The following is an 18,493-nucleotide window of genomic DNA, read 5'->3' as shown; positions in this document are numbered from 1 at the left end:
TTATTATGAACACCGATATTAACCCTATTATCGAAGCAATACTTCGTGCTGTTGCCGTCGATGAAATTTACCAATGGACTTTTGACCACGATAGTAAAAAGTATCAGATGTTACAGGTCAATCTTACGTCAAATGCCGGTATTCGATTTTCCGATGCAAACAGTCTGATAAACAAAACCGTTGGTTCCTATCCCAATGTGTATATCAATGTAAACTTCACGCACGAAATACAACAAAAAATAAATCAAGGTTTAGGCCGAGCCTATCTTATTTGTCAACCTGAAAACCGCAGTTATCAGAATCCTGTGCAAGATATCCCCCTTGTCTTACCAAATAATAAAAGTGATGAAGTCATCGAAAAAACAAAGACATATATCGATAAGGAAAAGGGCAAGATTCGATCTTTTATAGATGGCTACAATTTCTATTTCGAGCATAAAAATTATGCACACGCAGCATTCATGCTACACCAAGCTTTAGAACTTGCATTTCGAACAGCAGAAAATATCCTTGTCGTTGAGGATAAAAAGTCCCATTCCCTAAAAAACCATATAAACTATCTCAAAGCTTTCGACGATCGGCTCGGCACACTAACAGATAACATGGAAAACAAACAAGCTTTGGAGAAAATCAACAAGGCTTACATTGACTATCGATATCACTTTGACTATTTTATCGATGAAGATGTATTAGAAACAGCCTATCAAATTGCTATCAATACATTAAACTGGATCTACGATTATTCCAATCTTTTGTTCGAAGAAATTAAGTCAAAACTTAACCGAGTCCCAGCTGCCAACAACGAATTTGAAAATTGCAAAAATAACAATGAAATATACAAACAAAGCTATTGTAACGCCAATTATCGAGACCTCATTTTAAACGCTATAGAGCGCTATTGCACTCCTGCGCTGATAGTATGTTTCGGTTATGATTCTGATCATCACAAATATCAGAATGCGCTCCAAAAAGCCAAAAATGATTGTATCACGCATACTTACTATATTTTTGTCGCTTATGATACTTTAAACGCCGAGCTAAATAATCTACCCCAGCTCATTACGGATTTGCTCCCCAACAATGTATCGCTTACGCTGGCCCTTGAAAACTCAGCCGCTTTCAGCAAACAGCTTTTAAAGGGTCATCCTTTTTTTCTTTCGCTCCTAAAAGCCGGTGACATCTGGTTTCAAAATCCATCAATAGCAAATATCGATCTGGAAAGTATCGTTGCCCCACAGCTTAATTTGGATTATGTACATCAACAGTGGAAGACGCGCTATAATAATGCGCACACATTATATTTACCCTACGAGGAAGATAGGTCGTCAATAAGCATCGAGGCCACATATTATATGCTATCGCAAGCGTTGGAGCAGGCTTGTCTCGGGGTAATCAATTCCGTCATCCAATACAAACCACAACGTGTCAACCTGACTTTTCTGATGACACTCTGCAAATTGATAGTCCCTGATGCCTACGCAACATTTTGCCTAGATCATGAGGATCATCTTTACGCCTTTAAAAACATTACGGAAGCACAGCAGGAATTTAGGTATAATGTAAATTACAAAGCGAATCCGCTAACCTTCCCAAGATTACAGGAACTCACCAAAACGTTTATCGAAAAATGTAACAATGAGATGGAAATCTATTTTGAGAAAATTTCCAGCCAACAGCTGCTCGAACAAGTTGAATAGAAAGCATATTACAAAGTAACAAAGCCAATTACAATTATGTCAAATAATTTGCAAATAATCGGAATAATTCCGATTATTATATAAATATTTAACAAAATGGATATTAAACAGGCTTTAGAAAATTACGCAGAAACACCTATTACGCGACAAATAGCCTTGTCCATTCTTAAGGATTACAAGCGCCCCAACGACAAAATAAATGAGCTTGTGAAATCGGGAATATTGACAGCAGTGAAGCGAGGATTTTATATACCTGGCCCCAAAAGTAAAATCTTAGGTCCAGAGTTATTTTTAATAGCAAACCATCTATGGGGCCCCAGTTATATATCTATGGAATCTGCTCTTTCTTATTGGGGCTATATTCCTGAAAAAGTGTATGAAATTAGTTCAATTACCCTAAAAGCGACAAAGGTTTTTAATCCAAAAATTGGTAGGTTTAGTTTCGCTCACGTTGGCCTCCCTTATTATTCCTTTGGCCAAAAGACGGCACAACTCACCCCAAAACAATCTATAATAATCGGTTCACCCGAAAAGGCATTATGTGACAAAATCATTACCACTTCTGGAATACTTCTCCGAAGCACAAATCAAGTAATAGATTTTTTAATAGAAGATATGAGGATAGACGAAGAAAAACTCAAAGAACTCAATCTTTCAGAAATAGCGTCATGGATTCCTGATGCGCCGAAAAAAAACAGTTTAGAAATGTTAATCAAAACTCTCTACAACTTATGATAAAAGAATGGCTCAAAGAATATAATCCGCAGAATCAACAACAAACCTTTGACGCAATCCGGGAGATTATGCAAGAGGTTGCATTAGCAGGACTTCAAAGATCTGGTTTTTTCGAAAAGGCTGCATTTTATGGCGGAACAGCACTTCGCATTTTTTACCAATTGGATAGGTACTCCGAGGACCTTGATTTTTCACTTTTATCAATAGACCCCAATTTTTCTTTTGAACCCTATTTTGAGGCAATTACAAATGAGTTTAAAGCGTTGGGAATGACAATCAGCATAAATGAAAAAAAGAAAACTGTTACCTCCTCCGTAGAATCTGCCTTTCTGAAATCTGACACCGTCTGGAAAGAATTAGTATTAGAAGAAGTCATTCCTCAGGTGGGCCTGGGAAATATGCCTGTCATTAAGATAAAAATAGAAGTCGACAAAAAACCTCCATTAGGTTTTGAAACAGAAGATAAATTACTACTTCGTCCATTCTCTTTTTATATTAAATGCTTTACTCTGCCAAGCTTATTTGCGGGTAAAATGCACGCATTATTGTTTAGAAAATGGAAAAATAGAGTGAAGGGAAGAGATTGGTATGATTTGGAATGGTACATAAAAAAAGGTGTTTCTTTGGATATTAATCACTTCCTATTACGTGCCCAAGACACAAATGATTGGAAAAAATCTACAATATCAAAAGAAGATATACTAGATCTCCTCAAGATCAAAATAAATACAGTGAATATGAATAGTGTGAAAGAAGATATCGTAAGGTTTATTCCCGATCATACTGCTCTCGACATTTGGAATCAGGAGTATTTTTCAAAATTAATTCAATACCTCAAGTTCGACAGGGCCTAATCCAAAAAATTAATATTTTTATCTTATGAAAGAACTGAAACTAACACTTTCCGAACAGGATCAATTGGAAGCCATACTTTTTAGCATGTCCAAATCTCCACAGATCATTAAAGCCCGTAAGAATGCACGCTTACTTTTCTTGTTGTTGATGCTGATCCTCGCAGTTCCCTTCTTTTATTATGAAAAATTTCTGGCAATTCTAATTATCCTTGTCGGCCTACTCGCGTTCCTGTTTTTTCAAAAATACCTGGGAATATACTATAAAAAATACGGCACCAGATATGTCAGGAGCCAAGAGTTCAAAAACCGCATCGGCCTTGTCCATACCATCACTTTTGAAGATGATCATCTGGAAATCAAAAGTGATCAAATGGAAGCTAAATATCAATTCAACCAATTTGAATATATAACGGAAACGTCCTCGGCTTTTTTTATAAAATTAAAAATGGCTGACCAATTATTTTTTCCAAAAAATCAACTATCAGATATCGCTGAATTCAAAGTTTTCCTGCAGCAGCTTTGTCAGCGTCTTCAAATAGACTATCGGGAGGAACTAAACTGGCAATGGGCATAGCCATAAAATCCCGAGCGCTTTAAGCCAAAGCGCGAATATCTTTAATCTCCAATATATTATTAACACCATCTCTTTCCACAGCATGTATCATTGCCCTTCCGACCTCATGCAAGGATAGTACTGCCGAAGGGGCAAAAAACTTGATGATTTTGGCCACAAAAGCAAAGGGATTGGCATGCTTTTGCCCTGCAACAGTCGTCATTGCCCCCGGTCTAAAGTTATACTCCTTTTTGAACGGTAATTTGGCCAGATCATTCTCTGTCTTACCCTTAACCCTAGCCCACATCACCTTGCCTTGCTCCGTGCTATCGGTGCTTCCGCCGGACACATAAATAAAACTGATCTCCGGATTAATTTCCAGCAGGGACTTTGCAAAAGCTAGTGTCGTATCATAAGTAATATAACGGTACTTGTCTTCTTTCATTCCCACAGAACTTACACCTGCACAGTAAAAGCAGGCATCATACCCTGCAATCGCATCTCTAAATAGCGAAAGTTTAGTAAAGTCGTCCACCAAAAGTTCCTTCAATTTAGGATGTTGAATAGCCGCGGTACGACGCGAAATGCTCAGCACAGCTGTTACCTTTTCGTTTTGGAGGCATTCTAGCAAAACACCTTCGCCAACCATTCCGGTGGCTCCTGTTATGATTACTTTCATATTTTATCGTCGCTCCTTCGGAGCATTTAGTTATACAAGTATTATTCTCGTCGGTCGTTTTACACAACCAAATGGCTAAATCCGTCGCAATCGCTCTTCTTCCAAGTCTAGTTGATATAACTGCGAACGAACAATACCCTCATCAATGGTCGACTCACAGTTTAGCTTCTGAAGATATTCCCGTTGCACATCCAAAAGCTCCATAAATATCACTTTCGTTTTTTCGTTCATCCAGGAATCATCTGCCGCATTCACCTTTTCCTCCCAATGTTTCAAAATACGGTCCATAACATCGCGATTGTGCAGCTCTTTCTCATGTTTATCTTTTAGAAATTGGTAAACATGATGTTTTAACCCTTGCTTCATGCGAGTACGAACCTGCTCTTCGGGCTCTTCTTCAAAAGTTTCAAATAGTTTGGTCCTTTTGATCAAGTAGGGTAAGGTAAGCCCTTGTATCAAGAGCGTGGATAAGATCACTACAAAGGTGATAAATAAGATCAGGTTTCGCTGCGGAACAGCCACACCGTTCATAACAACAGGAATGGACAATGCTGCTGCCAGTGATACAACCCCGCGCATGCCGGTCCAGCCCAACAAAAGGGGCATTAGAAAACGCTGTTTAGGGGACCTTGACCTTGGAGCGACAGCAGGGCGGAAAATTAGGGTAGCAATCATAGCCACATACGAGCTGATGATACGGGCAAGGATCAATACTGCCGTTACCAAAAGACCGTACCCTATAGCTTCCCGCAGTGAAGTTCCATTGGATCGCAGACCGTCAACAATCTCCGGAAGATCCAATCCAATAATAAAAAATACAATACCATTTAAGATAAATACAAAACTCTCCCAAACACTCAGACCCCGCACCCGGCTCGTACTATTGAGAAATGTCAACCGCTGACTGGACATCAAAAGACCTCCAGCAACAACAGCCAACACACCTGAACTATGGAATTGCTCCGCAATCCAATACATAAAGTAGGGTTCAATCAAGGTAAGTGCAATATCCGACGGTGCATCTGTCGGCAGGCGTTTGTGCGCCTGTATAAAGAACCAACCCAATAACAGGCCAATACCCACACCACCGACAAGCATCCAGATAAAGGATACCGCAGCTTGTCCCCATACAAATTGCCCTGTCCCAACGGCAATAAGGGCAAAACGGACAATGATCAAGGAAGAAGCATCATTTAATAGGCTTTCGCCTTCCAAGATAGCAGAAGTGGCTTTGGGAACTTTCACAAATTTCATAATCGCCCCTGTACTGACAGCATCCGGCGGTGACACAATGCCCCCCAATAGAAAACCCAGCGCTAGTGTAAACCCCGGTATATAATAATTGGCAACCACCGCAACGGAAAGTGCGGTAAAGAATACAACCAAGAAGGCAAAACTCCCTATAATACGCCACCATTTCTTCATCTCCTTAAACGAAATAGACCAAGAGGCCTCGCAGAGTAGTGGTGGTAGAAAAATGAGGAAGATGACATCCGGATCAATTGTCACTACGGGCAAAGTGGGAATAAAACTGATCAATAGCCCCGCCAGAACCAAGAGAATGGGATAGGCTATCCGTAGTTTGGTGGCCCACATTTCGATCAATACGATGATCGCGATCATCGCGATAAATAACGGAAACAAGCTATGCATACGAGTTCATAATTTATGGATCCAGAGATATCCTTTTCCTAGTGTAAAGATCTCAAATGGAAATTAAAAAAACTCATGGTCATCTTATTTTTTTCTGTACCCTTATTTTAACAGCAGTCTGTACCTAAACAGCATCCTGTACCCTTCTTAAATTAGCAAAAAGATTTATTCTTATGGCGACAACTGCAAATCAACCGTATCTGATCAGACAAGTGGATCTTTCTGATTTAGCGCTTATCAAAGAAATACTCAACAAAAAACAACTGGATACAGACTCGATAGGCATGCCTTTTATGGCACTCGATCAATGTAATCAATTAACAGCTTTTTCGTCCGTAACAATCTGCAAAAAAAATCTGTTATCGATCGAAATTACCTACGAAGCGCCTATTTCGGACACGCTCTCCAAAGTATTCACGGAAAAAGTACAATCCTTCTTCGAGCACCAGTTGATTGACCTATTTGGTTCGGAAGAATTGCTCAGAAAAGGAATCCATCGATATAACAACTGGTTAAATCAAAACAGAAACAGTAAATTAGCATAAGGATGGAGCAGCAACTGTTATATAAGAAAATAGCGAATATTGTAGAGAATCAGATCAAAAATGGCTCTTTGGTCTATGGAGATCGTTTGCCCTCTGTCCGGAGCGCTCAGAAGCTATACAATGTAAGTTTAAATACAGCAAAAAGTGCCTATATGGAATTAGAGAGCAGATCTCTAATTGAATCGCGACCAAAATCAGGCTATTTCGTTAGCCGGTCGGGACTTCGTCGGATGGCTATTCCGTCTATTTCCACGTTTAAAATCGACGAAAAGAAACAAGATCCTGCAGCATTGATCGATAAAGTTTTCCACTCTCTGGAAGACAAGGAAATTACACGCTTTTCACTGGGTTTACCCAGCGCATCATTACTTCCGATTCAGAAACTCAATAGATGCATTATAGAGTCGGTTCATGAACTGCATGATTACGGTGATCAATACGGACAGGTACAGGGAAGTCCAAGCTTGCGGAAAGAAATTGCCAAATGGTCATTGGTACTTGAAGGAAAAATAAGTGACGAGGATCTTATTATCACGTCGGGCGCCATGAATGCGATCTACAGCTGCCTTCGCGCAGTAACTAAGCCTGGCGATACCATCGCGGTGGAAAGCCCTCTTTATTTTGGTTTTATTCAGGCCTTTCAACTACTGGGGCTCAAAACCATCGAGATTCCGACCCACCCTATTACGGGAATTGAATTAGATGCCCTGAAAAAAGTTATTCATAAAATTGATGTCTGTTGCTTCGTTACCAACTTTAGCAATCCATTGGGCGCGTTAATGCCTGAAGAACACAAGAAAGAGCTTGTCAAACTGCTCGCCCATCACCATATTCCATTGATTGAAGACGATCTGTATGGAAACATCTATTTTGGTTCGTCACGGCCCAAGCCATGCAAATATTTTGATGAAGAGGGACTGGTGATGTGGTGTGGATCATTTACCAAAGTATTGGCGCCAAGTTTTCGGCTCGGATGGGTTGAGCCCGGACAATACAAGGATAAGATCCTAAAACAAAAACTCATACAGACGATTTCGCAGCCTGCAATTTATCAAGAGGCGGTTTCCAAATTCTTACAGATCGGCAGGTACGACCATCACCTCAATAGCTTCAGAAAAAAACTGTACAGCAATTATGTCAATTTCAGAAACAGTATTGAGGCCCATTTTCCGGAAAACACAAAAATGTCACAGCCTGAGGGTGGGTTTGTACTTTGGCTAGAATTGGATGCTAAAATTGATTCAACGATGCTCTACGATTATGCCCTAAGGCAAAAGTTGAGTTTTGCTCCAGGAAGGATGTTTACACAGCACGATCAGTTTAAGAATTGTATTCGGCTCAACTATGCCGTGGACTGGAACGAAAAGACGGCACAGGATCTGATGCGCCTTGGGCGATTTTTCAAAGCCGTACGCTAAGAAAGCCGTACTCCAAATAAATCAATCCCAGTCTATTTCATCAACATCATCGGCCTGAATGGGAGGAGAAATATCATTGGGACCTTCTTTGGAAAAATTACCACTTTTCCATCAAGGATCAACATGGCATCAAAGATTTTTCCTAAGCCTTACCCTATAAACGTTCCAAGGGCACCTTGTGAGCGCCCTTGGAATTAAAAAACGAAGTGTACTTACTTCGCAGAGAGAAAAGAATCTTTGTTAACGAATAGTCTCAAAGAATTTTTTAGTCTTGTTATAGGCGATTATACCGATGATACCGATCATAAGCCATAAAAAGTCTACGACAAAAATATCACGCTGTCCATTGCGAAATGTATCCCAGATCCAGTTGCCGGTTATAAAACCATTGACAAGTGGAATAAAAAATGCCAAGATGCTTCCAACCAGCAATGTTTCGCGATTGGTGCGTCGAATGCTTCTCCGTATAATATAATACAGTGAAAGTACAAGCCAGCTGTAAAAATACACGCGGTATATCAAGTCCTGATTAACCTCTGGACTCAATTTAATGGCAATGAAAGTCAGCGCTGTAACAGGTAGCATGGTCAGACATATTGCTGTGAATATATTTGCCGCCCAGAAATTGAATTTCCGTTTTCGTGGAATTACATTGTTTTTGTCACGTGCTACCAACCAGATCAATATACCTGAGATAATGACCAAACAGCCCATGACACCTAAAATAAAGTATACCATCTTAAGCGGATAGCCACCATAATCACCATAATGCAGACGGTATAAAAGACTGCGGACACCATCGGCATAGGTAGCATCACTGATCGGGGATTTTTCGGCCACAATTTTATTGTCGATAGCTCTCACAGACAATATACCCGATCCAGCAAAGCTCTTGTTAAACTGCGGCTCCAGCTCCATGACAACATGCATATTGGAATCTGCATAGTTTTTGATCGTAATGCGCTGAAACTCGGATTCAGGCCATTTATATTTTGCCAGATCCAAAAATGGAGCAATCTTAATGTCTGCCTTTAAAGGTTTGTAGGTATAAGGAAAATCGGTCTCGGCACTAACCCCCATCTCCTGATACATTTTTTGTTGATCACCGTCATACAACAACTTGCTCAGCGGCAAAGCCAGGACAGAATTAATGATCAAAAACGTGCCTGTTACCGCAAAGATAAATTGAAACGGAAAACCAATAACACCCAATGCCGTATGCATGTCGGTCCATACCGTTTTCCATTTACTGAACGGTCGGAACACGAAGAAATTTGAGACGATCTTGTCCCAATGCAGCAATAGTCCTGTAATAAGAGCAAATAGGAAAATAAAAGCGGTAATTCCAGCAATAAGATAACCAAAGGGAGCTATACCTACCCTAATGGGTACCTGATTGAGCTGAGCCATGAAGTGTAAGCGGAACAGAAATTCGCCCATATCGTAATTCTGAGTATAGTCACCTGACTTCTTATTTGCAAAATTATAGGTAAAGTTCTTTGAATCATCATCTCCACCTCTTCTGCGGCCCTTCTGTTTTGCTGCTTTCTGTTCTGGAGTTACCTTTGCTAGATTTTCTTTGTTGAGGATGCTATCGTTAGATGCGCTCAAGCCCACATAGGCTGAGGTTCCTTCCCGGTGCATATAAAACGTGATATCGCGTCCATGCAAATTTGTTTGTCCTTTGAGCGAATCGAGCAAACGATCAAAGTTTTGGTGATCTTCGCGATAGGTCTTATAGGACGTATTATTCTGCCAGGCAGCGATTTCATTCCTAAAAAATGCAAATGATCCCGCAAAAAATATCACATAAAGGATAGCGCAAATAATAATGCCACTAATGGTATGCGTATTGAAATAGATATTATAATTTCGGTTATTCATGGTCAATTACATTTTGAAAAAATAAGGCAGCGAAAAAACTGCAGCCAAGAGTAAATATAGCCCCCATATTTTCCATCCGTTTTTTGCAAGGAAAGCAAACAGTAAGAGTACTGCCCATAGGAGATAGCCCGTGAAGCAAGCCGTGACAACAACATCCTTTTTCTCAAAAATATGTGTGACCAAGACGTGGAAAGAGATCATGACAACATAACCACCGATAAATCCGGCTGTAATTTTCAGGAATCGCTGAAAGGGCGTACTGAGGTATTTTTTATTAGCAGGCATATTTTATCGGTTAGGAAATCAATAATTCAACACAAAGGCTAAATACATACAATCCCACAATTGGGTATAATTTGAAATAGCGATAAGGATTCAATAGGACCACAAGACACATCATGCACATGAAATAGGCAAAAAATGCAAAAAAGCCCGCGCCAAATCCTTGCATATAGAGAACAGTGCCAAATGGAAAGAGCAGCAGCAACATGCTCAAAGTGCGCACAAACTTAGTTTGTGCGCACAGCTTTTCCAGCCATTGTGGCCTAGGGCCAAATTTCACCTTTTTGCTCGTGTTGTAAAAAAGGTATGCTCCAAAGAGTATAACGACTAGTAATGTACTATACATCGATTCTATAATTTATCGAGATCGTTTATTTAAAACTTATAGGTAACCCCCATACGGAAATTACGTCTAGCTTCTACGATATAAGAATAATAATCCACACCTCCTAACTTCTGAACAGCCGCACTCGCTTTGGAGATAGATCCGGCAGTCAACAATTTCCGATTGTCCAAAAGATTATTGATCACAACAGAAATGCTATATTTTCCTTTTTGATAACTAATACCCGCGTCCGTACGGAGATAATTTTTAAAATTACTCTCTTTTGTTGTTCCTACGGCACGGTCAAACATTCCCTGAACACTCCCCATAAAGCCAAGCCCACGAGCCTTTCCATCCTGAATACGATAGGAAACAAATGCGTTAGCAGTATGTTTTGCAGTATTAGGCGTGATATTACCTATATTTTCTTCTTTAGTATCTTTTGAGATCTTAGAATCTGTCAATGCATAATTTGCATTAACATTTAACCCCCTAATAATTTCACCGGTGACATCGAATTCGATACCTTTACTTCTAGTCTCTCCCAATTGGGTCTGGAAAGATACACCATTAACAACATGGCTAGGATCGGGGTCAGCTACCAGCGCATTTTTACGCGCAATGGTATAGGCACTTAATGTGGAGATCCATTTTCCACCCATCCACTCTTTCTTAACACCCGCTTCTAAATCATTTCCACGGATCGGTTTGAAAGTATTTCCTTCCCAATCCGTACCAGCAACAGGAACAAACGATTGATCAAATAATCCATACACACTCATGGACTTGTCGATTGAATAGCTTAAACCTACCCGCGGGGTAAATGCTTTATCAGTTCTGTCTGCGGCAGCCGTTTTACCTATCGTCTCATTAATTGTATATCGTAAGCCAAGAGATAAACGTAATTTCTCTTCCAAGAATGCCAACTCATCATGTGCATAGAATGACATGTAGTTTGTCGAAGTCACATAGTTGCTTCCTCCTGCGCGCACCTTTACACTCTGTGAACGATCCAACGTTGGGAATACACTTCCTGGGATACCATATTTAGGATCATAGACATTAAGCGGAGCCGAAGGAATGGAATCTAAGATTGTTCTAAAATCACCCCAAAATTTCTTGTTACCATAATCTGCGCCCACTAAAATCCGATGACGAACGCTTCCAGTATATTCCTCCCCATTTAAAGAAACCTGACCGAAGCTGTTTTCACCATGCTCGTCGCCGATACTATAATAACGTGGCATATCGCCATTGGCTTTCATATAATTCAACCAGGTACTCGTCGCTTGCATATCAAAATTAAAATAGGCCATCTGAGCATGCAGTTTCCAGTTTTCATTCAACTTGTGGTCCAAGTAGATATAAGCACTATGGTCTCTTAGCTTACCAGGTTCCATGGAAGGGTCACCGTAGAAGAAATCATTCGAGATACCTGGATCTGCAAATCCCTTTGGAGAAAAGGTATAATTACCATTGGATAGATAAGAAGATCCTTGGTAGGTATATTCAAATGTTAAACTCGTCAAAGAATCCACTTTGTAGGTCACAACTGGTGCTATGACAAGCCGATTACTGTAATTATATTTTGTAAAAAAGTCTTTTTGTTGACCAGCTACATTCAGACGGTAAAGTAGCTTTCCATCTTTCCGCAATTTACCATCTAAATCAAGAGCAGCACGATACGTACTAAAACTACCTGTATTCAGCGTCACAGATCCCTTGGTATTTCCTGTCGGTTTTTTAGTCACAACATTATAGAACCCTCCTGGTTCGCCATTGGCTAACATAAATCCAGCAGGCCCCTTTACAAACTCGATCCGCTCGATCATACTCGCATCTTCGGCTGTAGGCCCCCAAGAAGCTTCAATATTCATCCCGTTACGGAATGCCGGGATTTTTGAGCCACGCATACGGATATTCGCATACTGGTTGTCCCAATGGCCCTGACGTGTAGCACCACTAACATTACGCGTAATACCGTCAACAATATCGAACACCTGTTGATCGGCCATTAAATCAGAAGAAATAACCTGTATATTTTGAGGCAACTCTAAGATTGGTGTTTTAAGACGTAACGATCCGGAGATACTGTCAAACTTATAATGCTCATAGTATTTACCATAAACCGCAACTTCGTCGATAGCTTGCGATTGGTCTTTTAAGATGATGGGGCCAAGGTTTGTCGTCTCATCTTTTACGTTCACTTCCATCGTGTGCTTGCCGTAACCGATCGCTTTAATCTCGATATGATAGGTTTTGGATGAAAGCTTATGAAAAGCGAAATGCCCCTCACTATCTGTGCTGGTGGTCACACCCGTATTGGTTAATTTTACTGTCGCCCCTGTGATCGGTTCAGATTTTTCATTGATAAGAATTCCTTCAATTATTTTGTTCGTCTGTGCCTGTGCAACAGAAAAAACCGAACTAATCATAGGAATAGCCAGAAAGGATAAAGTTTTATTCATGAATGTAGTATGGTAGATGTTTTTTATAGTAGATATTTCTTAGATATTCTTTTTTTGCAAGGATCCATTGGTGTTTCCATCGTTTCAGATGGACCCTTTATTATTTTGTCTGCGCTGTATCTGCAGTTATTTGATGATAATGAAAGTTGTACTTCCCTGCCATGCCGAAGCATAGGGTTTTCCTTCATGTTCACCTGCTGTCTCAGCAAACGTACTTGCTTCCAAAACGTATGGACCTGACCAGATTGCATCAAATTTCAGTATGCCATTCTCGTCCGCAACAAACTCTTTCCCCCAACCAGTAGCCGAAAAAACAGAAACTTTGGCATGGGGAACAGTTTTACCCAAACTGGTAATCTTTGCCTGTAAACTTTGGCCTTTTTTTGCGTTGGTGGCACCAAGCAACTCAATCTGCAATGGATTTTTTACGCCTTTATAATCAAGTGTTGCAGACTTTCCTACGACAACAGGTACTAAGGAAGAAAATTCATACTTCGTTTTGCCGCCGAGATCTTTAGGTGCTTTAACAATAGATAGGAAATAGGTTCCTGCTGCTGTAGGTTGAAATGAACCGCTAAAGTGATCGCCTTTATTCGTCAACTGAAGCTTGACGGGTTCCTTTCCCGGGGCATGCAACATTAATGAGAAGTCCTTCACGTCGGAATACCATTTGTCGACCTGATCTCTTTCATTCGTTGCAAACTCACCGTAATATACCTTGACTTCATGGGATTGGTTTAACGTCCCATAAGAAGATGATTCAATCCAAAGGGCATGTGCATGACCGGTATGACTACACAGTAATACCGCAAGAAATGTAATAAATGAAATTAAAATTTTCATAATATGTTGATTGATGTTTAGTTTTCTTCAACTTATTATGGGAGAATTTGCTGGTTTAAGCGAGCTCTACAACGAATAAACAATAAAATTCGTTATCTTGCAAGTTCTTCCATATCGTATATCGGGAGTAACTGACACAGCGTGCTGTTTCAGTCATCTACATCCAGTTGCCGCTGTGTGTAGATTTACGCCATGTGATAGATTGCCGTCTATTACATGGTGTTTTTGTTTCTTTTTGTCCAAATAAGTACACAAGGTGTTATTTAGACTGATTAAAAACAAAGCAAATATAACAGGAAATCTTTTTAAATCAACTAATTTTTTTATTTTACAGTATTCTTACGCTTTAACTGAAGAAATACAGCGAACAAAAAGTGCGTTTTACGCTAGGAAGAGAGTGCGGAAGGGATTGAAAAGGATGTTACAGGATTCTCTAGCACAAGTTTCAGGTCGAATAATTCCGTTTCCTGGTAACGTGTCGCTACATGAAGCTGGATACGTTCGCAGTGTGGCTCGAAAGTCTGCTGAACCAGATCGACCGTATTATTTTCGCCGGAGAGGTGAGTTAGAATAAGATGTTTAAGGCGATCTGTTTTATAGGCGTTAAACAGTTCGACGGCAACACGATTTGAAAGGTGTCCCCAACCACTGCTAATCCGATTTTTCAGAAAATACGAATAGCGTCCTGTACGCAACATCTCCTCATCATAATTTGATTCCAGGAGCAATACATCCGAATGTTGAATAACATGCTGCACATTTTCGCAAGGTCGCCCAATATCTGTAAGTACACCAATATTGTATGTTCCATCTGAAACAAGGAAACTACAGGGTTCTTTGGCATCGTGATATTTGGGAATACCGTAAACTTTGAGCCCTCCGATTTCAACGACTTCATCGTGACTTATGATATGAACCAAATGAGCTGGCAAATGTAATCGGGTACCATCGTAACTCCCCTTGGTGATATAAACCGGTAGATTATATTTTTTGGCAAATACTGATAGGCCTCTGATATGATCAGAATGTTCATGGGTAATGAAAATTGCTTTGATCTGAGTCGGTAAAAGCCCCAGATTGTACATCCGAAGGTGTATATGTTTGCTGTTGATTCCAGCATCTATCAAAATAGCCGAATCATCTTTAGCGACATAATAACAGTTTCCATTACTTCCGGAGGCGATTGCACAATATTTCATTCGTTTACGCTATTTATAAGAATATATCTATTTTACCGCGGCAAAGATACGAAAAACAAGAAAACTCAGACAGTCATTAACATTCCGGCAAACTCAATGGAATATTGACGGCAAGTCCACCGTCTGCTGTTTCTTTATATTTAGCATTCATATCCAAAGCGGTCTCCCACATAGTCTTAACCACAGTATCCAGGCTCACTTTTGCCTTATCTGGGTTCGATTGCAGTGCTAATTGCGCAGCAGTAATTGCCTTAATGGCTCCCATTGTATTACGCTCAATACAAGGAATCTGAACCAACCCACCAATTGGATCACATGTTAATCCAAGATGATGTTCCATCGCTATCTCGGCAGCCATCAGAACCTGGCGCTGCGATCCACCCAACACTTCTGTCAGCGCACCGGCAGCCATCGCTGATGAAACGCCAATTTCTGCCTGACAGCCACCCATTGCAGCAGAGATCGTTGCATTTTTCTTAAATATTGAACCGATTTCAGATGCCGTAAGAATAAATTGGATAATTCTATTCTCACGCATACCGTCGTGGAAAGTAATATAATATTGCAATACAGCCGGGATAACGCCCGAAGCTCCATTGGTAGGCGCTGTAACCACACGTCCGAAAGAGGCGTTCTCCTCATTTACGGCAAGTGCAAAACAACTTACCCAATCAAGAATATATTGAAAGTTTTGGCCGCCCTCACGAATGGCCGCTACCCAGGACTCATAATCTTGATAACTGCGTCCCTGCATTAATTTCTTATTTAGCTTGGCTGCTCTACGTTCAACGTTTAGCCCCCCAGGCAATGTCCCTCCGGTGTGACAGCCCCGGTAAATACATTCATGGATTGTATTATAAATATTCAATACACCTGCTACGGTTTCACTTTCTTCACGCCATGCACATTCATTTTCAAGGACCAGCTCGGAGATTTTCAGCCCCGTTTTCATCGTCCAATGCAAGAGTTCGTGTGCAGTATCGACAGGGAATGGAAGATCTACTTCAGACAGGACACTTTCCGTATCATTTTCCTGCACCACAAAACCGCCACCTATAGAATAATAAGTTTCGGTAATTGCCTTTCCATTTGATAGGAAGGCCTGAAAGGTAACGGCATTGGGATGGAAAGGCAAGCTTTCGGCATATAAAAACAATAAATCTTCCTGGTAGGAAAATGGGATCATTCGTTCGCCAGCGACTTCGAGTTCGCCGACAGCCTTGATATGCTCGACTTTGGGTGTCACTCTATTGACATCAAAGGTGACCGGATCATCTCCACTTAGCCCCAGTAGAACGGCAATATCAGTACCGTGCCCGGCACCGGTTTTGGCCAAAGAACCATATAGCAGAATTTTGACTTGTTCGACTTCATGTAATAGGCCTTTTGACTTGAGCACAGCGGTAAATTGCTGGGCAGCGCGCCAAGGTCCTAAGGTATGCGAACTCGAGGGGCCGATACCAATCTTAAACATGTCAAAAACGGATATTTGTTCTTTGCTCATAATCTTTTTTATTGCGGTTAGCTGATCAAGCCATTGCTTTTGTGAAAACCGCATCTAAATTAGCACAAATAAAGTACAATGTTACCTGTATTTGCATTATTATCAATTTGAAAACCAAGCTCAGGTTCTTTTAACAAGTATCCAACAAACATCTTACATTTTTTAGGGAAAAAGTAAGAAATGCTTCCCTATCTTTGTTGGCTATAATTTATAGAATGACGGGAAAAACATATTTATATTCTTTTTTTACCATTGTTATCTGTTTATTTTCGATTAGAACGTATTCCCAACAACTACCTAAGCGGGAGTTTCGTGGAGTGTGGGTTGCAACCATAGGTAATATAGACTGGCCCTCTGTCAAAGCGGGCAATAATGTCGCACTGCAAAAACAGGAGTTTATTGATTTACTGGACCAGCACCGCAGCGCGGGGCTGAATGCAATTATTTTGCAGGTGCGTCCTGCTGCCGATGCTTTCTATGCAAAGGGCAGAGAACCCTGGAGTAGATACCTGACCGGAAAACAAGGCCTGCCTCCGTCACCATTTTATGACCCCCTGGAATTTGCGATCACCGAGGCACACAAAAGAGGCATGGAACTACATGCCTGGTTCAATCCGTATCGTGCTTCGACAACATTAAATCCGGCCCATTTTTCGGATGACCATATTACCAAGCGCCACCCAGAATGGTTCTTCACCTATGCTGGCAAGAAGCTTTTCAACCCAGGTATTCCGGAAGTTCGTAAATATATTATTGATGTGATAATGGATGTGGTCAAAAACTACGATGTAGATGGTATTCATTTCGATGATTATTTTTACCCCTATCCTGATAGCAGAAATACACCGGTACCGGATCAGATTACCTTTGGTCAATATAACAACGGGATCGAGAAAATTGACGACTGGCGACGCAACAATGTCAACGTACTGGTACACGATCTTGGTGTTGCCATCAAAAAGATAAAACCTTATGTAAAATATGGCATTAGCCCCTGTGGCGTATGGGACAACAAAGAAAATAATACCGCTGGCTCAGATACCCGTGGTCTGAGTGCTTACCGGGAACTATATGCTGATGGTGTAAAATGGATGCAGGAAGGTTGGATAGACTACATCAATCCCCAGATCTACTTTCCTTTCAAAAATCGCGCTGCAGCATATGAGATCTTAGTTGACTGGTGGCAGAAACACACCTATGGCCGTCACTTTTATGTGGGGCATGGGGCTTATCGTGTTACAGAAAATAAAATCGGCTGGACAGACCGCAGTCAAATTCCCAGACAGGTACGCCACTTAAGAGAGGAGCACGATGTGGAGGGAAGTATTTATTTCAGTTCCAAATCACTCACGGACAATCTTGTTGGACTGCAGGATTCCATGCGAAATGATCTGTATCGCACACCAGCTCTCCCCCCCACAATGCCGTGGCTAGATAGTATCCCACCCAATGCCCCTTTCGGTCTTCTGGTTAAAAATTCGGCCAATGCTAAAATGAACACCTTATTTTGGCAAAAACCAGATGTGGCCACTGATGGGGAGTCTGCTTATGGCTATGTGATCTATCGGTTCAACCTCGATGAAAAAGTGAACATTAAGGATCCTGGAAAAATCATCTTTATCACCTTTGATGGCGATAAGCTTCAATATACCGATGACGATATCAAGCAGCATCAACAGTATAAATATGTCGTTACAGCTATTGATCGCATGAAAAATGAAAGTAAGCCGTCAGATAGCAGGAGTGCTAACGAAGAAATTTAAAGGTTTAAAAAATGCCTCTTCCTAAATGGCTTTGCTAATGCAATGGGACCATTTTCGGAAGAGGCATCCTGTTTGTGTGATTTTATAATAC

General features: G+C 40.7%; 16 protein-coding genes. 7 read left to right on the top strand and 9 right to left on the bottom strand.

What is annotated here, in order from left to right:
* The first annotated feature begins 5 nt into the window (after nucleotides 1-5).
* The 4 genes from HS960_RS22010 to HS960_RS21995 all read left to right on the top strand — a co-directional run bounded on the left by HS960_RS22010 (nucleotide 6) and on the right by HS960_RS21995 (nucleotide 3,860).
* Nucleotides 6-1,697: a HEPN domain-containing protein gene (locus tag HS960_RS22010; protein WP_182330637.1), complete on the top strand. Its 1,692-nt coding sequence runs from the start codon at nucleotides 6-8 to the stop codon at nucleotides 1,695-1,697.
* A gap of 96 nt (nucleotides 1,698-1,793) precedes the next feature.
* The gene (locus HS960_RS22005) at nucleotides 1,794-2,432 is read left to right on the top strand and encodes a type IV toxin-antitoxin system AbiEi family antitoxin domain-containing protein (RefSeq protein ID WP_153844399.1); all 639 of its coding nucleotides are present in this window, start codon (nucleotides 1,794-1,796) and stop codon (nucleotides 2,430-2,432) included.
* Complete coding sequence (locus tag HS960_RS22000; RefSeq protein ID WP_153844400.1) at nucleotides 2,429-3,286, top strand: nucleotidyl transferase AbiEii/AbiGii toxin family protein; 858 nt, start codon at nucleotides 2,429-2,431, stop codon at nucleotides 3,284-3,286. Before HS960_RS22005 ends, HS960_RS22000 begins: the two co-directional genes overlap by 4 nt.
* A gap of 25 nt (nucleotides 3,287-3,311) precedes the next feature.
* On the top strand, nucleotides 3,312-3,860 hold the full coding sequence (locus HS960_RS21995; protein WP_153844401.1) for a YcxB family protein: 549 nt from the start codon (nucleotides 3,312-3,314) through the stop codon (nucleotides 3,858-3,860).
* A gap of 19 nt (nucleotides 3,861-3,879) precedes the next feature.
* On the opposite strand, the gene HS960_RS21990 is transcribed toward HS960_RS21995, so the two are convergent.
* A complete protein-coding gene (locus HS960_RS21990; protein WP_153844402.1) occupies nucleotides 3,880-4,518 on the bottom strand; it encodes an NAD-dependent epimerase/dehydratase family protein in 639 nt (212 codons plus the stop codon).
* A 75-nt stretch (nucleotides 4,519-4,593) separates the two neighbouring features.
* Nucleotides 4,594-6,171 carry a Na+/H+ antiporter gene (locus HS960_RS21985; protein WP_182330636.1) on the bottom strand — a complete coding sequence of 526 codons (1,578 nt, stop codon included), beginning with the start codon at nucleotides 6,169-6,171 and terminating at the stop codon, nucleotides 4,594-4,596.
* 173 nt (nucleotides 6,172-6,344) lie between these two features.
* On the opposite strand from HS960_RS21985, the gene HS960_RS21980 reads away from it, so the two are divergent.
* Nucleotides 6,345-6,716: a hypothetical protein gene (locus HS960_RS21980; RefSeq protein ID WP_153844404.1), complete on the top strand. Its 372-nt coding sequence runs from the start codon at nucleotides 6,345-6,347 to the stop codon at nucleotides 6,714-6,716.
* A 2-nt stretch (nucleotides 6,717-6,718) separates the two neighbouring features.
* Nucleotides 6,719-8,134 carry an aminotransferase-like domain-containing protein gene (locus HS960_RS21975; protein ID WP_153844405.1) on the top strand — a complete coding sequence of 472 codons (1,416 nt, stop codon included), beginning with the start codon at nucleotides 6,719-6,721 and terminating at the stop codon, nucleotides 8,132-8,134.
* Between the two features lie 240 nt (nucleotides 8,135-8,374).
* Here HS960_RS21975 and HS960_RS21970 read toward each other — a convergent pair whose 3' ends face one another.
* The 7 genes from HS960_RS21970 to HS960_RS21940 form a co-directional block, all read right to left on the bottom strand.
* Nucleotides 8,375-10,018: a PepSY-associated TM helix domain-containing protein gene (locus HS960_RS21970; RefSeq protein WP_159727482.1), complete on the bottom strand. Its 1,644-nt coding sequence runs from the start codon at nucleotides 10,016-10,018 to the stop codon at nucleotides 8,375-8,377.
* 6 nt (nucleotides 10,019-10,024) lie between these two features.
* A complete protein-coding gene (locus HS960_RS21965) occupies nucleotides 10,025-10,303 on the bottom strand; it encodes a hypothetical protein (RefSeq protein WP_120335131.1) in 279 nt (92 codons plus the stop codon).
* Nucleotides 10,304-10,313: 10 nt separating this feature from the next.
* Entirely contained in the window at nucleotides 10,314-10,646 is a 333-nt protein-coding gene (locus tag HS960_RS21960) for a hypothetical protein (protein ID WP_153844407.1), read from the bottom strand.
* Between the two features lie 29 nt (nucleotides 10,647-10,675).
* The gene (locus HS960_RS21955; protein WP_182330635.1) at nucleotides 10,676-13,093 is read right to left on the bottom strand and encodes a TonB-dependent receptor; all 2,418 of its coding nucleotides are present in this window, start codon (nucleotides 13,091-13,093) and stop codon (nucleotides 10,676-10,678) included.
* Between the two features lie 126 nt (nucleotides 13,094-13,219).
* Complete coding sequence (locus HS960_RS21950) at nucleotides 13,220-13,936, bottom strand: DUF4198 domain-containing protein (protein ID WP_182330634.1); 717 nt, start codon at nucleotides 13,934-13,936, stop codon at nucleotides 13,220-13,222.
* Between the two features lie 386 nt (nucleotides 13,937-14,322).
* Nucleotides 14,323-15,135 (bottom strand): MBL fold metallo-hydrolase, encoded by an 813-nt coding sequence (locus tag HS960_RS21945; RefSeq protein WP_153844410.1) that lies wholly within the window; start codon nucleotides 15,133-15,135, stop codon nucleotides 14,323-14,325.
* Nucleotides 15,136-15,211: 76 nt separating this feature from the next.
* Nucleotides 15,212-16,639 (bottom strand): L-serine ammonia-lyase, encoded by a 1,428-nt coding sequence (locus HS960_RS21940; protein ID WP_153844411.1) that lies wholly within the window; start codon nucleotides 16,637-16,639, stop codon nucleotides 15,212-15,214.
* A 215-nt stretch (nucleotides 16,640-16,854) separates the two neighbouring features.
* Here HS960_RS21940 and HS960_RS21935 point away from each other — a divergent pair, with 215 nt between their 5' ends.
* Nucleotides 16,855-18,402: a glycoside hydrolase family 10 protein gene (locus HS960_RS21935; protein WP_153844412.1), complete on the top strand. Its 1,548-nt coding sequence runs from the start codon at nucleotides 16,855-16,857 to the stop codon at nucleotides 18,400-18,402.
* Nucleotides 18,403-18,493: the final 91 nt, after the last annotated feature.

Source organism: Sphingobacterium paramultivorum, assembly GCF_014109745.1.
GTDB classification, from domain to species: domain Bacteria; phylum Bacteroidota; class Bacteroidia; order Sphingobacteriales; family Sphingobacteriaceae; genus Sphingobacterium; species Sphingobacterium paramultivorum.
This window is presented reverse-complemented; position numbering and strand designations above follow the sequence as displayed.